The organism is Acinetobacter sp. UBA3106 (assembly GCA_002365595.1).
Classification (GTDB): domain Bacteria; phylum Pseudomonadota; class Gammaproteobacteria; order Pseudomonadales; family Moraxellaceae; genus Acinetobacter.
The window spans coordinates 88,649-102,687 of sequence record DFAM01000023.1; the positions used below are offsets into that span (position 1 = coordinate 88,649).

The window sequence follows — 14,039 nt, forward strand, 5'->3', positions numbered from 1 at the left end:
GTGTGTGCCATGAACTTGGCTGATCGTGATGGTTTTATTTGGCAAGATGGACAAATGGTTGACTGGCGTGAGGCGAAAATCCACGTCCTAACTCATACATTACACTACAGTATGGGTGTCTTTGAGGGTGTCCGTGCTTATGAAACACCAAATGGTACCGCGATTTTCCGTCTCCAAGATCATACAAAACGTTTGCTTAACTCTGCAAAAATTTATCAAATGAAAGTTCCATTTGATCAGGCAGCACTTGAGCAGGCTCAAATTGATGTAGTACGTGAAAATAAATTAGCTTCATGCTATTTGCGTCCAATTATCTTTATCGGTTCAGAAAAACTCGGTATTGCTGCAACCAATAATACGATTCATGCGACTGTAGCGGCATGGGGCTGGGGTGCTTACCTGGGTGAAGAAGCCATGGCGAAAGGTATTCGCGTGAAAACTTCATCATTTACCCATCACCATCCAAACGTGACCATGTGTAAAGCAAAAGCGTCTGGTAACTATACCTTGTCGATTCTTGCGCATCAGGAAGTGGCACATTCGGGTTATGACGAAGCGATGTTGATGGACCCGCAAGGTTATGTATGCCAAGGTTCTGGCGAAAACGTATTCTTGGTGAAAGATGGCGTATTGCATACCCCTGATATCGCTGGCGGTGCTTTAGATGGTATTACCCGTCAAACCATCATTACCATTGCTAAAGACTTGGGTTATGAAGTGGTCGAACGTCGCATCACCCGTGACGAATTCTATATTGGTGATGAAGCATTCTTCACGGGTACTGCTGCTGAAGTGACGCCAATTCGCGAATATGATGACCGTATCATTGGTGAAGGCTGTCGTGGTCCAATTACGACACAAATCCAGAAAGCGTTCTTTGATGCAGTTCAGGGTAAAGATCCTAAATATGCACACTGGTTAACTTACGTAAAATAAGTTGATCGGTTAAGATGAGAAGGCGGAACGAAAGTTTCGCCTTTTTTGTATTTAATAGATATTGTACAGGTGCTGAATGACATTTGAGTCGGCTATGCGTAGATTTAAACTACGCATGAAAAAAAGAATGTATAAACTTGATAAAAAGCGCTGGCTTTCTGAAAATCAGTCAGATTTGCAATATTTTGAAGAAAAATTACTGTATTCCATGCCAGAAACTTTACAGTTGGTTGCGCAAGGAAAATCACTAGCACGTTTTGGCGATGGCGAAATCACTTTAATGGATGGCGATGATATTGATTTCCAGAAATGTCATCCTGAACTCGCATTGGAACTTGAAAATATTTTAAAAAACCAAGATGAAAAATTGTTAGTCTGTTTGCCGACCATATTGAAAGCTTGTAATGATGATGAAGTCAATTGGTGGCTAAAATTTTGGTATGTACGTTGGAAAGACTTAAAACAAAAACTGAGCTTTGAACATTCATACGGACATTCTATGGTGACACGTCCAGATTTTTTCATCATGTATCCCGAACAGGCAGTGCCGGCATGGAAATCAATTTGGCAGAATCGTAAAACTGTTTTAATTACAGGTGAGGGTTCTAAACTAAATTTAGAGCATACGCTGTTTGATAATGTTTCAGCCCGTCAAATAATTTATTCAAAAGCGACGAATGCGTTTGCTGATGCAGAGCGGATTATTGCGGAGGTGCAAAATACTGCTAAGCAAAGCTGTTTGATTTTGATTGCTTTAGGTCCTACTGGAACGGTTTTAGCCAAACGTTTTTCCGACCTGGGCTATCAAGCATTAGATATTGGTCACATCACTAGTTCATACGATACGGTTTTTCAGCAGAAAGCAGGCTAATTGGCAGTCCATTCAAGCAGCATCTATGAGGATTTTTCTCTATGCATATTGTCTACGTCAGTGATGGTAAAGCAGGACACCGTTCGCAAGCAGTCGGTTTATATAAAGCCATGCAACGCATAAGCAATATCGAAGTGACCTTTCAGGAAATCTCCATTCAGCAATTGCCAATTTTCACGCTGTTAAAAGGCATGTTGAGTCATCAATTGGCACTGTTTGAAAAAAAGCCGGATTATATTTTTGGCGTGGGCAGTCATACCCAATCACAGGTCTTGCTGCTGGGGAAAGTATATCCACAGGCGAAAACGGTTATTTTAATGAAGCCGAATTTTCCGTTTACCTGGTTTGACCATACCATCATTCCTGAACATGATGGCGTACCTGAATCTAGACATGTGATTACCACTCAAGGGGCTTTAAACCCGATTGTCAATGAACAGCGCCATCAAGCCAATCGGATTTTGGTTGCTTTAGGTGGCTCATCCAAACGTCATCAGTGGAATGAAAAGAAGGTGTTAGAGGTGATTCAGAATATTGTGCAGCACCATCCACAAGCTGAAATTATTTTAACCACTTCACGTCGTACTCCCAAAGAATTTCTTGGACATTTATCAGCTCAGCCTTATGTCAGTCAGCTACAGATTTTCCCGGTGGAAGATACGCCGCAAGGCTGGATCTTTGAGCAGATGCAACAAGCCGAAGCAGTTTGGGTCACGGAAGACAGTGTTTCCATGATTTTCGAGGCTTTAACAGCCGGTTGTAAGGTAGGGATAATTGCGATAGACCGTTTGAAATCTGATAGAATTACCACATTGTTGGATCAGCTTTTATCGACATCGTCAGATAAACCACATCACAATCTATTGAATTTAAAACTGAATGAAGCAACCCGAGTTGCTGATATATTATTGAAAAAATAGAGTTGTTTCTTCATGAAAATTTTACATATTGCGAATTTTGGCTTTAATAAACAAGGCGCGCATTTTTACTGTACAGACCGCAAAATTTCAGCGGGATTAATTGAAAATGGTCATTTTGTTTATGATTTCAGTTTTCGCGATATGGCGCGTATGGGAACAGTGTTCAAAACCAAAAAACTCGGTGCGAACTGGGCCAATAAAGAAATTCTAAAAATTGTGGATAATATTGAGCCGGACTTGGTTTTGGTGGGACATAGTGACTTGATGAGTCCAAATGTGCTCAAAGAAATCAAGCAGCGTTATCCTCAAACCAAAATAGCTTTCTGGTACGTTGACCCCCTGTATCTGGAACAGAAACTCGGTTTTGTACGTGAATTTTCACCCTATCTGGATGCCATTTTCTGTACCACGGGTGGTGAATATCTGAAAAAACTCAAGCAGCCGCATTTAAAAGTGGCTTATATGCCCAATGTGGGACATCGTAATGTAGAACAATTAAAACAGTTTGAATCAAGTAATATTGATAAGGAATTTATTTTCTGTGGCGTGGTGTATAAAGAGCCGGAACGTGAAAAATTCCTTAAAGATTTGGCTGACACTTTAAAGAATAATCATATTCAATATCAGTATTATGGCTGTTTTGAACAGCCGGGCGTGTATGGGAAAGGCTATTATAAAGTATTGTCTGAATCACGTATGGGACTGAATTATTCACGTAAAAATGATGTCACCTTATATAGTTCAGACCGGATTGTGCAGCTCACAGGCAATGGCTTATTAACATTTAGTCCACGAATTCCAGGCTTCGATAAATTATATTCTGATCAAGAAGTGATTTATTTTGATGATCAGTTTGATTTGGCTGAAAAAATTAAATTTTATGCAGAACATCCAGTTGAGGCGAAGCGTATAGCGGAAGCGGGTTGGAATAAAACACGCAACAGTTTTAATGCTAAACGCATTAGCCAGTTTATGCTTGAAGTGACGTTTGATCAGCCATTGTCCGAAGCTTATGAATGGTCACATGAGGTATACGCATAATGTGGTTATTGTATGTGGTATTGGGTTTAGTCGTCTTTGTGGCAGTATTATATCTACTGGGAAATTATACCTTTTGGCTGCCATTTCGTAGCGCCAGTTTGCCAAGAATAGTCATGCTGCATCAAGTCACGCCACATGTAGAAGCTTCAGGCATGAATATGCCCCCCGCCAAGTTTGAGCAACTGCTGCAATATCTAACTAAAAAGAAGTCTACATTCTGTTTTGTTTCGGAACTGGATCAGTTTCAGGGGCAAAAAAATATCGTAGCATTATCCTTTGATGATGGATTCTTAGATAATTACCAGTATGCCTATCCCTTGCTGAAAAAATACCATGCCAAGGCGACCATTTTCCTGGCAACCCAAATCGAAGGTATTGAAAAACTCAGCCCTGAACAGATTTGTGAAATGTCTGATTCAGGCGTGATTGAGTTTGGCGCGCATACCCAGCATCATGTTAATTTGCTGAAACTGTCCGATGAACAGGCTTTTGCAGAAATGCAGGCCTCAAAACAGGATGTTGAAGCACTGGTTGGACGTTGCCCAAGTTTTGCTTATCCCTTTGGCCGTTTTAATGAAAAGCATCAGCAAATGGCCAAAGAAATTGGTTTTAAAAATGCAGTGTCTACCCGCAAAAAAATCGAAGCCTATACAGCGGAAAATCAATTTAATATTCCTCGTGTCAGCACACACGGGGCGATGAATGCCTTACAAATGCGTATTGCCTTAGCCAAAGGACGTTATAAATTATGAGTATTCCATGTAGTGTTTATATCGTCACTTTAAATTGCGGCGCATGGCTTCAAGATACCTTATACAGTGTGCGTGATTTTTCTGAAGTGATTATTTTGGATTCTGGCAGTACGGATGATACGTATGCGATTGCCCAGTCATTTCCGAATGTGCGCATTTCGCACCAAAACTGGCAGGGTTATGCCGGACAAAAAAGTCTGGCCTTGGCGCAGTGTAAAAATGATTGGGTACTGAACCTGGATGGCGATGAAGTTCTGTCATCCGAGTTAAAAAATGAAATTGAACAGACCATTCAGGCCAATCAGATTGATGCCTTAATCACGCCAATTAATGACGTATTTTTGGGTGTGCCGAACAGCAAGCACACGAAAAAGCATGCCAAAGTACGCTTTTTCCGCAAAAGTAAAGGGCATTATGACCTGGAAAATGAGGTCCATGAAAATGTGCTTGTCGATGGTCAGAGTGTTCGTGCGCAAGGCGATATTTACCATTACGGTGAATCCAGCATTTTTGTCAAAGTGGAAAAAAACAATCAGTATTCCAATTTGAAAGCTGCCGAGAAATTTCAAAAAGGCAAAAATCCAAGCTTGTTAAAGTTGAGCTTAGTTATGCCGGTGACTTTCTTGAAATCATATTTCATCCGCCGGAGTTTTTTGAATGGCTGGCGTGGTTTTGTGAACAGCATGATTAATGCGTTTTATGCTTTTTTAAAAGAGGCCAAGTTGTTTGAACAGTATCAAAATGCGTCCAAGAATAAACAGGACAAGCCATGAAGATTGTTCAGGTTTTGGCGACCAGTGGCGGTGTCGGTGGTTTAGAGCAGCACACATTTAATCTGGTCAATGAAATGTCATTGCAGCATGAAGTGCATATGATTGCACATCCATGTTATGCAGAAAAGTTTAATCAACATGTACATTTTCATGCGCTTGATTTTGCTCGTAGTCGCTGGAATATTTTCTTACTCTGGCAGCTGAAAAACTTGATCAATCAAATTCAGCCGGACATTGTGCATGCCCAGGCAGGTAAGGCAGCGGAGCTGATTTCCCGGATTCGACCATTTTTAGCCAATGTTAAAGTGGTGACGACTGTTCACGGCACCAAAAAGAATAAATCTGCTTATTTGGTGGGAGAAGCAGTCATTGCCGTGAGTCAGGCATTAACACAAGAGATTCCTGAGTCGAAAGCCCATGTGGTTTATAATGGGGTATATGCACAACCCAGTCTGACAGATGCACAAAAGCAGGCATTGAAAGCAGATATTGATAAGAATTTTCCTGCCTTGGGTGCGGGCAAAAAAAATGTGATGTGTATTGGCCGTTTAGAGCCAGTTAAAAATATTGCACTCTTGATTCAGGCCATGCAGTGTGTAGATGCCAATGTGTATATCATCGGTGATGGTTCATTACGCCCGGCACTTGAACAGCAAGTTGCTGAATTGAATATGCAAAATCAGGTCGCATTTTTAGGCTTTCGAACCGATGCACGTGACTTGATTCAGTTGGCCGATGTCGTGGTGCTTTCATCAGACCGTGAAGGATTTCCTTTGGTGATGGTAGAAGCCTTACAGGCAGATAAAGTCATGGCTGCAACGAAAGTGAATGGCGTAATTGAATGGCTGCCTGAAGCATATTTGGCTGAAATTGGCGATGTACAAGGATTACAGCAGGCCATTCAGAATGCGTTGAATGGCAATGCTCAGCAGGATTTTCTGCCCTTATTTGCTCAAGCCAAAGCGGAGTTGACTGTTGCTGCAATGACACAGCAAACGCTCAATATTTATGAGCATTTGCTAAAGAGTTAGCTATTGCTTAGCGGATAAACGAATTGCATCCAGCACCACAAAGTTATTTTCTGCATTAATAGTGTGGCAGCCATCGTCCTCATTGTTCCAGTTTGGCAATACCACTTCTAAAAGGTGTTCTTGATAAACCGTCGGGCTAAGTTGAATAATTTCTTTTAGCTCAATATTGCCGCCATAGCGTTTGAGTGAATCCTGGCTTGGTCGAACCAGTTTGTCATTGTAAATAAAAGGTTTGCCTGCCATACGGAACTGTTGCTGGCCTTTGCACACCGGGTTTTGCGGATGCTCTTGCCAGTCTGAATTAAGAATATCTTTAGTAAAGAACAGGTCTAAACGGTCACCAAACTTTTTACAGTTTCTGCGTGTCGAGCTAAACAGGTACCACATGCCTTCATGGTAAAAAGGTGTGCTATCGACAGCTTCAATACCTTCCAGAATATTGGAATGTTTTTCCCATTTCAGAGGAAACTCGGTACATTTCCACAGCTCAATGGTCTTATTGGCACTGGTTTCGGGAATCATGTACCAGTCATTTTCGATTTTAAATACGCATGGATAAGACAAGTGATAATCCAGTTTTAAAATGGTTTGTGGTTCTGTATAGCGTCCATCTTTGAAAATTTCCAGCACTGAGAGAAACCCTACAGGGTGTACATCATCAACTTCTTCAAAGAAAATAAAATGACGATCATTTTCCTGCACATAAAAACAGTCTGCAAAAGTGAATTTTCCGGGCGAATGGATTTCAAATAAATTATGTAGCTGATCTTGGCTTTTTAAGGGGTGATCAAGCCAGCCAAAGCGCATGTACCAATGAGAATTAAACTTTTTGAGTTGTTGGTTTTGTTGAAATTTGTACCACTTCTTTAAAATTGTACGCATCATATAAGTAAGGAAACATATAAGGCTATCTATCCAATTCTACATTAGATATTATGCGATTAGGGTAAAAGCGGTACATTTTATGAAAACTTACATCGTCAGTATTGAAGAAGATAATTCTCCTCGCTTAAATAAATTATTTAGCCAGCCTTTTTTTAAAGATGGGCAGACTAAATTCTGCAAAGTAGGTATTAAGGGAGGGAATTTATCTGCTAAACAATATTTTGAATTGGGTGTAAAAGGCCGGTCTAAACCATTATCACCTAGCATGGTGGGATGTACTTTGTCTCATTTAGAAGCGTTAAAAGCCTTTTTAGCTACAGATGATGAATATGCTCTTGTCATTGAAGATGATGCAATTTTTCCAAATGATTTAACGATTGAAAAATTATCAACAGCATTGTCTTCGCTTAAGTTACCTAGAAATACCTTGTTCAGTATAGGGGGCATTCGGATGAAAGAATGTCAAAAAGTTCGTGGAGATATTTTAGATCAAGAGTTTTTATCTCAGAAAATTTTAAAAGTATCACCAGATTTTTATCAGCGAATTTGTTATGCCGTTGCCTATATTGTTGATCGGGAAATTGCGCAGACATTGATTAATTATCATCGTCCTGTGCGAGCAGCAGATGACTGGCGATATTTAACTGATTTCAATGAAACAGCCTCGATTTTGATGACAGCAATTGTTGATCATCCAATAATTGCTGCTGGGGAGCAGAACTCACAGCTTAGCTCAATTGAACAGGAAAGAGTTGAAAGTTCAGATGTACCTATGAGTCGTTTTGGTACACCTTTACGATATAATATTGCAAAGTTTTTATACAAAAAATATCCAAAATAAAAATATTTTTTCTTAAGTAAACAGTTTTGAAGAAAAAATTATTACCATTATAATTTTATAAAGGTACTCTAGATATACAATCTTAAGTAATACGGTTTTTTCATATTTAAAAATCTATAAGAGAATCTTTTTTAAATTTTTGTTTTAGTAAATAAGGAGAAATAAGTGCTCGATCTGATCCTATAAGCTTAATAAGTTTTGGCATAATATCCGGCCTTCGCATTAATATAAGTGATTCAATAAAGTAAGTATGAGATTTAGCACCTATATTTTGATAAAGAAAAGCATTTTTATCACAATTGATTAATGAAATACTTGCTTTAGTTTCTCTTAATACTTTTTGACAAACAACATATGCAATTAAGTATTCAAGTATTCCTATTTTTTGAAAATAATCGGAATAGTTAGGAATGGTTTTTTTTATTTCTAAAATATAATTCTTCGATCCTAAATTTAATGCATAAATTAATTCATCTAACCATTTTTTGAAGAAAATATTTCCTTTTTCTGAAGCTAAAAGCCAATTTTCAATGACGGGATATTCAGGTACAGTAACATTTTCTGCCCTGTAATATCCAAATGCAGATGTTCTGTTTTTATTGCAAATATCAATAATCCAATCTAAATTAGAATAAGTTATGATACTGCCATCTAGCCATATACCACCATAATGATATAGTAAATAGAACCTTATTAAGTCTGATTTTTGCTGAGGAGTAAGATTATTAAATTCAGTAAAATTCAGGTCGCAAAAAGATGCAGTATTTTTTATATTTAAAACATTAATTTGATAGGTTGGATTTAGTTTTTTTATTTGATCAAAACATTTTTGAACAATAGGGGGGATTTCTGAGTCCCAGTACATCCATATTATTTTAGGTATATTAATTTCATGTGAATCATCTATTGGATTTAAAATGATAGGATCTGCATAATTGTCTGGATTTAAATTTTTTAATCTAATGTTTTTATAATATCTTATATTTAATGACACTAGACGAAATATTTTTCTTATAGATTTTCTTAATCCCATTCAATAGCCTTTTAAATTTAAATATTATAAAATTTTAAAAATAAATATCTTAAAAAAGATTTATTTTTGTACTTTGAAATTTTTTCAGAAATATCGTAGTTATTCCTTATCCGGATTTCCTCTCAATACCATATAAATTAATCCCACAAAAATAAGTAAGGCTCCGCCTAAACTGCTGACACAAAAATATAGAATGCGTTCGTTTGTATGCATGTTAAATAAGCCATTGGCTAGGATATAACGCATAAATAGCCACTGCACAACAGAAAACACAATCAACATAATGCCACGATTACGAACAGCGGGACGCATAGCCATAGCTTGCTTGACTCAATAATAGAAAAACAGGGCTATTATGCCATTAGCAGCCAGCAATCTCAATTCATTCCATTTTGGTGTTCTGTTCACCTAACTTGAGATGAGAAGGGGAAAGATAATATTTAAACTCTATAGGGATTAACATTTCCATAACAATTTCTAAAGCGTTTATAAGACCAAATATACTGTTCTGGCATTTTCGCAATCATGAGCTCCATTTCTTGATTTAAGCATCCAACACTTTTTTGCAGCTCTTTTGATGAGATTTCCGTTGATAGAGGAATACATTGAATATCGAAACTAGATGTATCGGGATTTCTTGTACAGCTTAAGCCCACTACATTGCACTGAGTTTTATATGCTAATTTAGAAACAATGGTAGCGGATAGGGTATTTTGCTGAAAAAAATGAGCATAAATACCCCCCGAAGATTTAGGTAAATGATCGGGAAGAACTACCGTAAGACCACCTTGCTTTAAGTATTTGAAAATAGAACGTACACCGGTTTCATCGGCAGGAACCAATATTGCGTTAGTCTTTTGACGTGATTCTAAAATATAGCGATTTATGCCTTTTATCTTATTTGGCTTATACATAATCATGGGTTGAGTATGTGTACAAAGCCAGGCATTTAATAGTTCCCAGCTACCAAAATGTGGCACGACGACAATAACGCCTTTTTGATTGGTCAAGGCTTCTGTTAAATAGTTTGTACCATGAATTTTATTTAAGAGTTTTAAACTGTATTGAGGTGACATCCCCCAGCATTTAATACATTCTACATAACTTAAACATTGACTTCGAATACTTTCATGAAGCAACTTTGCTCTTTGCACTACTGTCAATTCTGGGTAAGCCAACTTTAGATTAATACAAGTTATACGTTTAAATGACGAATTGCTTCTACAGAGTAGCCATGCTGCAAAGCAGGCTAGATTTTGCAGCATACGTAAAGGTAGTAAGGCTAGAACTTTAAATAAAAAGTACATAAATTCTTAAAGGACTCTTGAAGTATTAGGTTAAATTAGAATGTTGACAAGAGTCTAAAAATCTAAGATAGAAATGATTAAAAAAGAATCTTACTAACAAGATAGAATGAATTAAATTAGTGTAATAATGCACATAGGATTTAATTCTTAAACAAGATAACATATCGCATCTAGTGAATTATTATCAAAAATTATCAAATTTTAATTATTTTCTATCCTATTTTTGAAACAATAAAAAACCCTGCCTAAGCAGGGTTTTGATCACTGAACTAATAAAACATTAAACTTCTTGTTTAGTTTCAGCTTTAGGTTTTTCGCGTAAACGGATACCCAAATCACGTAATTGATTGCCTTCAACTGGAGCAGGTGCTTGAGTTAATGGACATTCAGCAGTTTTGGTTTTCGGGAATGCAATCACGTCACGGATTGAAGATGAACCTGTCATCAACATCACCAAACGGTCAAGACCGAATGCCAAGCCACCATGAGGAGGCGCACCGAATTTCAATGCATTTAACAAGAAGCTGAATTTCTCTTCGGCTTCTTCTTCAGAAATACCCAGCGCTTCGAAGATCGCTTTTTGCATTTCTAAGTTAAAGATACGCAGTGAACCACCACCAATTTCAGTACCGTTCAATACCATATCGTAAGCAACAGAAAGTGCAGCACCTGGATTGTTCTTCACTTCTTCAACGCTTGATTTAGGCAGCGTGAATGGGTGATGCACAGATGTCCATTTACCGTCATCTGTTTCTTCAAACATAGGGAAATCAACAACCCAAAGTGGCGCCCACTCGCAAGTCGCCATCTTCATGTCATGACCGACTTTAATACGTAAAGCACCCATTGCATCATTGACAACTTTGGCTTTGTCCGCACCGAAGAATACGATATCGCCATTTTCAGCGCCAACACGTTTCAACAAATCAAGCACGATTGGCTCGATGAATTTAACGATTGGAGATTGCAGACCTTCAATACCTTTTTCAAGTTCGTTGACTTTAATGTAAGCCAAGCCTTTTGCACCGTAGATGCCAACGAATTTAGTGTATTCATCAATTTGGCTACGTGGCAGCGCACCAGCACCTGGTACGCGAAGCGCAACGATACGGCCTTTAGGATCTTTAGCTGGACCTGCGAATACTTTAAACTCAACGTCTTGCATCATGTCTGCAACGTCAACCAGTTTCAAAGGAATACGTAAGTCAGGTTTATCAGATGCATAGTCGCGCATTGCGTCTGCATAAGTCATACGCGGGAATTTGTCGAATTGAACGTCTAGAAGTTCTTTGAACATCTTGATCGTTAATGTTTCCATCAAATCCATAATGTCATCGTCACTCATGAACGATGTTTCAACGTCGATTTGGGTGAATTCAGGCTGACGGTCAGCACGTAAGTCTTCATCACGGAAACATTTAGCGATTTGGTAGTAACGATCGATACCGCCTACCATCAACAACTGTTTGAACAGCTGTGGAGACTGTGGAAGTGCATAGAAGCTACCGTTAGAAACACGACTTGGAACGAGGTAGTCACGTGCACCTTCAGGCGTCGCACGAGTCAAAATCGGTGTTTCAACATCTAAGAAACCATTTTCTTCAAAGTAGTTACGAATTAGGTTGGTTAATTTAGAACGGAAACGCAGACGTTCTAACATCTCTGGACGACGGATGTCCAAGAAACGATATTTCAAACGCACTTCTTCAGAAATATTGGTGTTTTCGTCATTTAATGGGAATGGCGGAGTTTCAGATGCAGCAAGAACTTCGATTTCTTTACCCAGAACTTCGATTTGACCGCTAGTGATATTCGCGTTTTCAGTACCTGCATAACGACGACGTACGCGGCCTGTAATTTTTAATACAAATTCTGAACGTGATTTGTCCGCAGTTGCGAATGCTTCAGGGGTATCTGGGTCAATAACCACTTGAACAAGACCGTCACGGTCACGCATGTCCAGGAAGATAACACCACCGTGGTCACGGCGACGGTGTACCCAACCGCATAATGTTACGGTCTGGTCAATTTGGGCTTCAGTTAATGAGCCACAGTAATGAGTTCGCATCATAGCGTAAAAAATCCAACTATATGGGTTAAGGTCAGCGTATACGTAAACAGCGTACCGCTTTTTCGAATGTTGAATTATGCCTCTTTGGCCGAATTGTCACAAGTTCTAATTAAAAGTGAGCTATAGGTGAATAATAGTACTATTAATAGGCTATAAATAAATAAGGAATAGTTTCTTACGAATGTATAATCAGTTAATCCACAAATAAATGTAAATAAAACTATACATATGCCAGTTACACAAATATTTCTATGCAATTCGCTAATATTATTTTTGAAAATTGTGGAAATAAAAATAAATAAAGGAAAAAATATTAATGTAGACATTCCTATGAAGCCTAGTATACCGTGGCTTGCAAGCTCTTGAGTAAAGAGATTATGTAAATGAGGTTGTTTTATCTTTAAAGTTAGCTGCTTTTCTAATTCTTCTGTACCTACTCCATATAAAGGGTTTTTCTTAAAATTATTAAAAAATTCTTTATACATTAAAACTCTTAGCCCGGTACTGGACTCATTAAATTTTTCAATATTTTTAACTGATAAATCAGATTTAAAAGCCTCAATGCGATTTTGAATTGGAGAAGCTGGCGCAAATATTCCTATAATTCCTAAAAATAAGCATAATAAACAAGAAAAAATAACTTTTTTAGATTGTTTTTTATAATAATAAATAAAAATAATTAAGAATATTATTAGTATACTTACCCATATCCCTCTTGATCCATGAAGACAAATCGTGAGGATGTTTAACAGACTTAATGTGATAATTACATATGAAATTTTATTTTTATAAAAGAAAGAATAAATTAATGAAAATAATGATAAACAAATTATAGAATAGTCATAAATAATTATTGTATCTATACGTGCTACTAAATTATCACGATTAAATTTTTCTATTATATTTATATAGGTATTTAAAATTAAAGAAAATACACATGCTAAGGTAGCTAAAATATAAATTGTCTGAATCTTAATTTTTAAATTTTTAATAATAGTAGGGAGTAATAATAGTAAGAATGAATAAATATAAAAGTAAGGATGATAATGTTTGATTTTGAATTGAGTTATGTGGAGATTACTATGTAATATATATTCATTTAATGTTATGAAAATCAAAGGAGTTATGCAAAATATTAGTAAATCTCTTGTTATTATTGTTTTTTTAAAAATTAATGTAATTAAAATAAAAAAAATAATAATAAAATCGAAAAAAAAGTATAGTGTTCCGATTGGATATACTATTTTAAAAAAGAATATAGTGAGGATTATTAATGTAATCCATGAAAATATTTTTAATATTTTTTTCTGAGATAGCAAAGTTTTTTGTAAAGTCATCATAGTAAATATGGTTGAAAGATGCTGCCATTATATACTTTAACAAGTAAAATTATTAACTTAAGATTTTTTTGTTCCAAACTTAGGATCTGAATTCCAATCGACTTTCTCGCTATTAGCATAAAGTGACCAATGGAATGGCAAGATAAAATTTAATTAAAATATGTATATACATCTAATTTAGATGAGTATGCATTTTTTCTTGCAATGAAATTGAAATGTTATATTATAACATTGTTCA

General features: G+C 37.0%; 14 protein-coding genes. 8 read left to right on the forward strand and 6 right to left on the reverse strand.

Annotation, left to right across the window (positions count from 1 at the left end):
* Positions 1-9 precede the first annotated feature (9 nt).
* The 7 genes from B4C48_RS12850 to B4C48_RS12880 all read left to right on the forward strand — a co-directional run bounded on the left by B4C48_RS12850 (position 10) and on the right by B4C48_RS12880 (position 6,324).
* Entirely contained in the window at positions 10-936 is a 927-nt protein-coding gene (locus B4C48_RS12850) for a branched-chain amino acid transaminase (protein WP_291357128.1), read from the forward strand.
* A 127-nt stretch (positions 937-1,063) separates the two neighbouring features.
* Complete coding sequence (locus B4C48_RS12855; protein ID WP_291357130.1) at positions 1,064-1,807, forward strand: GT-D fold domain-containing glycosyltransferase; 744 nt, start codon at positions 1,064-1,066, stop codon at positions 1,805-1,807.
* Positions 1,808-1,848: 41 nt separating this feature from the next.
* Positions 1,849-2,727: a mitochondrial fission ELM1 family protein gene (locus B4C48_RS12860; protein WP_291357132.1), complete on the forward strand. Its 879-nt coding sequence runs from the start codon at positions 1,849-1,851 to the stop codon at positions 2,725-2,727.
* A gap of 12 nt (positions 2,728-2,739) precedes the next feature.
* Positions 2,740-3,768, forward strand: a complete 1,029-nt coding sequence (locus tag B4C48_RS12865; protein WP_291357134.1) for a glycosyltransferase — start codon at positions 2,740-2,742, stop codon at positions 3,766-3,768.
* Positions 3,765-4,520: a polysaccharide deacetylase family protein gene (locus tag B4C48_RS12870; protein ID WP_291357225.1), complete on the forward strand. Its 756-nt coding sequence runs from the start codon at positions 3,765-3,767 to the stop codon at positions 4,518-4,520. The genes B4C48_RS12865 and B4C48_RS12870 overlap by 4 nt, the downstream gene beginning before the upstream one ends.
* Positions 4,514-5,293 carry a glycosyltransferase family 2 protein gene (locus tag B4C48_RS12875; protein ID WP_291357227.1) on the forward strand — a complete coding sequence of 260 codons (780 nt, stop codon included), beginning with the start codon at positions 4,514-4,516 and terminating at the stop codon, positions 5,291-5,293. The genes B4C48_RS12870 and B4C48_RS12875 overlap by 7 nt, the downstream gene beginning before the upstream one ends.
* Positions 5,290-6,324 (forward strand): glycosyltransferase, encoded by a 1,035-nt coding sequence (locus B4C48_RS12880; protein WP_291357136.1) that lies wholly within the window; start codon positions 5,290-5,292, stop codon positions 6,322-6,324. Before B4C48_RS12875 ends, B4C48_RS12880 begins: the two co-directional genes overlap by 4 nt.
* Here B4C48_RS12880 and B4C48_RS12885 read toward each other — a convergent pair whose 3' ends face one another.
* Entirely contained in the window at positions 6,325-7,209 is an 885-nt protein-coding gene (locus tag B4C48_RS12885; RefSeq protein ID WP_291357138.1) for a glucosamine inositolphosphorylceramide transferase family protein, read from the reverse strand.
* 79 nt (positions 7,210-7,288) lie between these two features.
* Here B4C48_RS12885 and B4C48_RS12890 point away from each other — a divergent pair, with 79 nt between their 5' ends.
* The gene (locus B4C48_RS12890; RefSeq protein ID WP_291357140.1) at positions 7,289-8,050 is read left to right on the forward strand and encodes a glycosyltransferase family 25 protein; all 762 of its coding nucleotides are present in this window, start codon (positions 7,289-7,291) and stop codon (positions 8,048-8,050) included.
* Between the two features lie 106 nt (positions 8,051-8,156).
* Here B4C48_RS12890 and B4C48_RS12895 read toward each other — a convergent pair whose 3' ends face one another.
* The 5 genes from B4C48_RS12895 to B4C48_RS12915 form a co-directional block, all read right to left on the reverse strand.
* Entirely contained in the window at positions 8,157-9,083 is a 927-nt protein-coding gene (locus B4C48_RS12895) for a glycosyltransferase family 32 protein (protein ID WP_291357141.1), read from the reverse strand.
* 99 nt (positions 9,084-9,182) lie between these two features.
* Positions 9,183-9,401 carry a hypothetical protein gene (locus tag B4C48_RS12900; RefSeq protein WP_291357144.1) on the reverse strand — a complete coding sequence of 73 codons (219 nt, stop codon included), beginning with the start codon at positions 9,399-9,401 and terminating at the stop codon, positions 9,183-9,185.
* A gap of 122 nt (positions 9,402-9,523) precedes the next feature.
* Positions 9,524-10,390: a lysophospholipid acyltransferase family protein gene (locus B4C48_RS12905; RefSeq protein ID WP_291357146.1), complete on the reverse strand. Its 867-nt coding sequence runs from the start codon at positions 10,388-10,390 to the stop codon at positions 9,524-9,526.
* Positions 10,391-10,670: 280 nt separating this feature from the next.
* Complete coding sequence (gene aspS, locus B4C48_RS12910) at positions 10,671-12,461, reverse strand: aspartate--tRNA ligase (protein WP_291357148.1); 1,791 nt, start codon at positions 12,459-12,461, stop codon at positions 10,671-10,673.
* Positions 12,462-12,535: 74 nt separating this feature from the next.
* The gene (locus B4C48_RS12915; RefSeq protein ID WP_291357150.1) at positions 12,536-13,801 is read right to left on the reverse strand and encodes an O-antigen ligase family protein; all 1,266 of its coding nucleotides are present in this window, start codon (positions 13,799-13,801) and stop codon (positions 12,536-12,538) included.
* Positions 13,802-14,039: the final 238 nt, after the last annotated feature.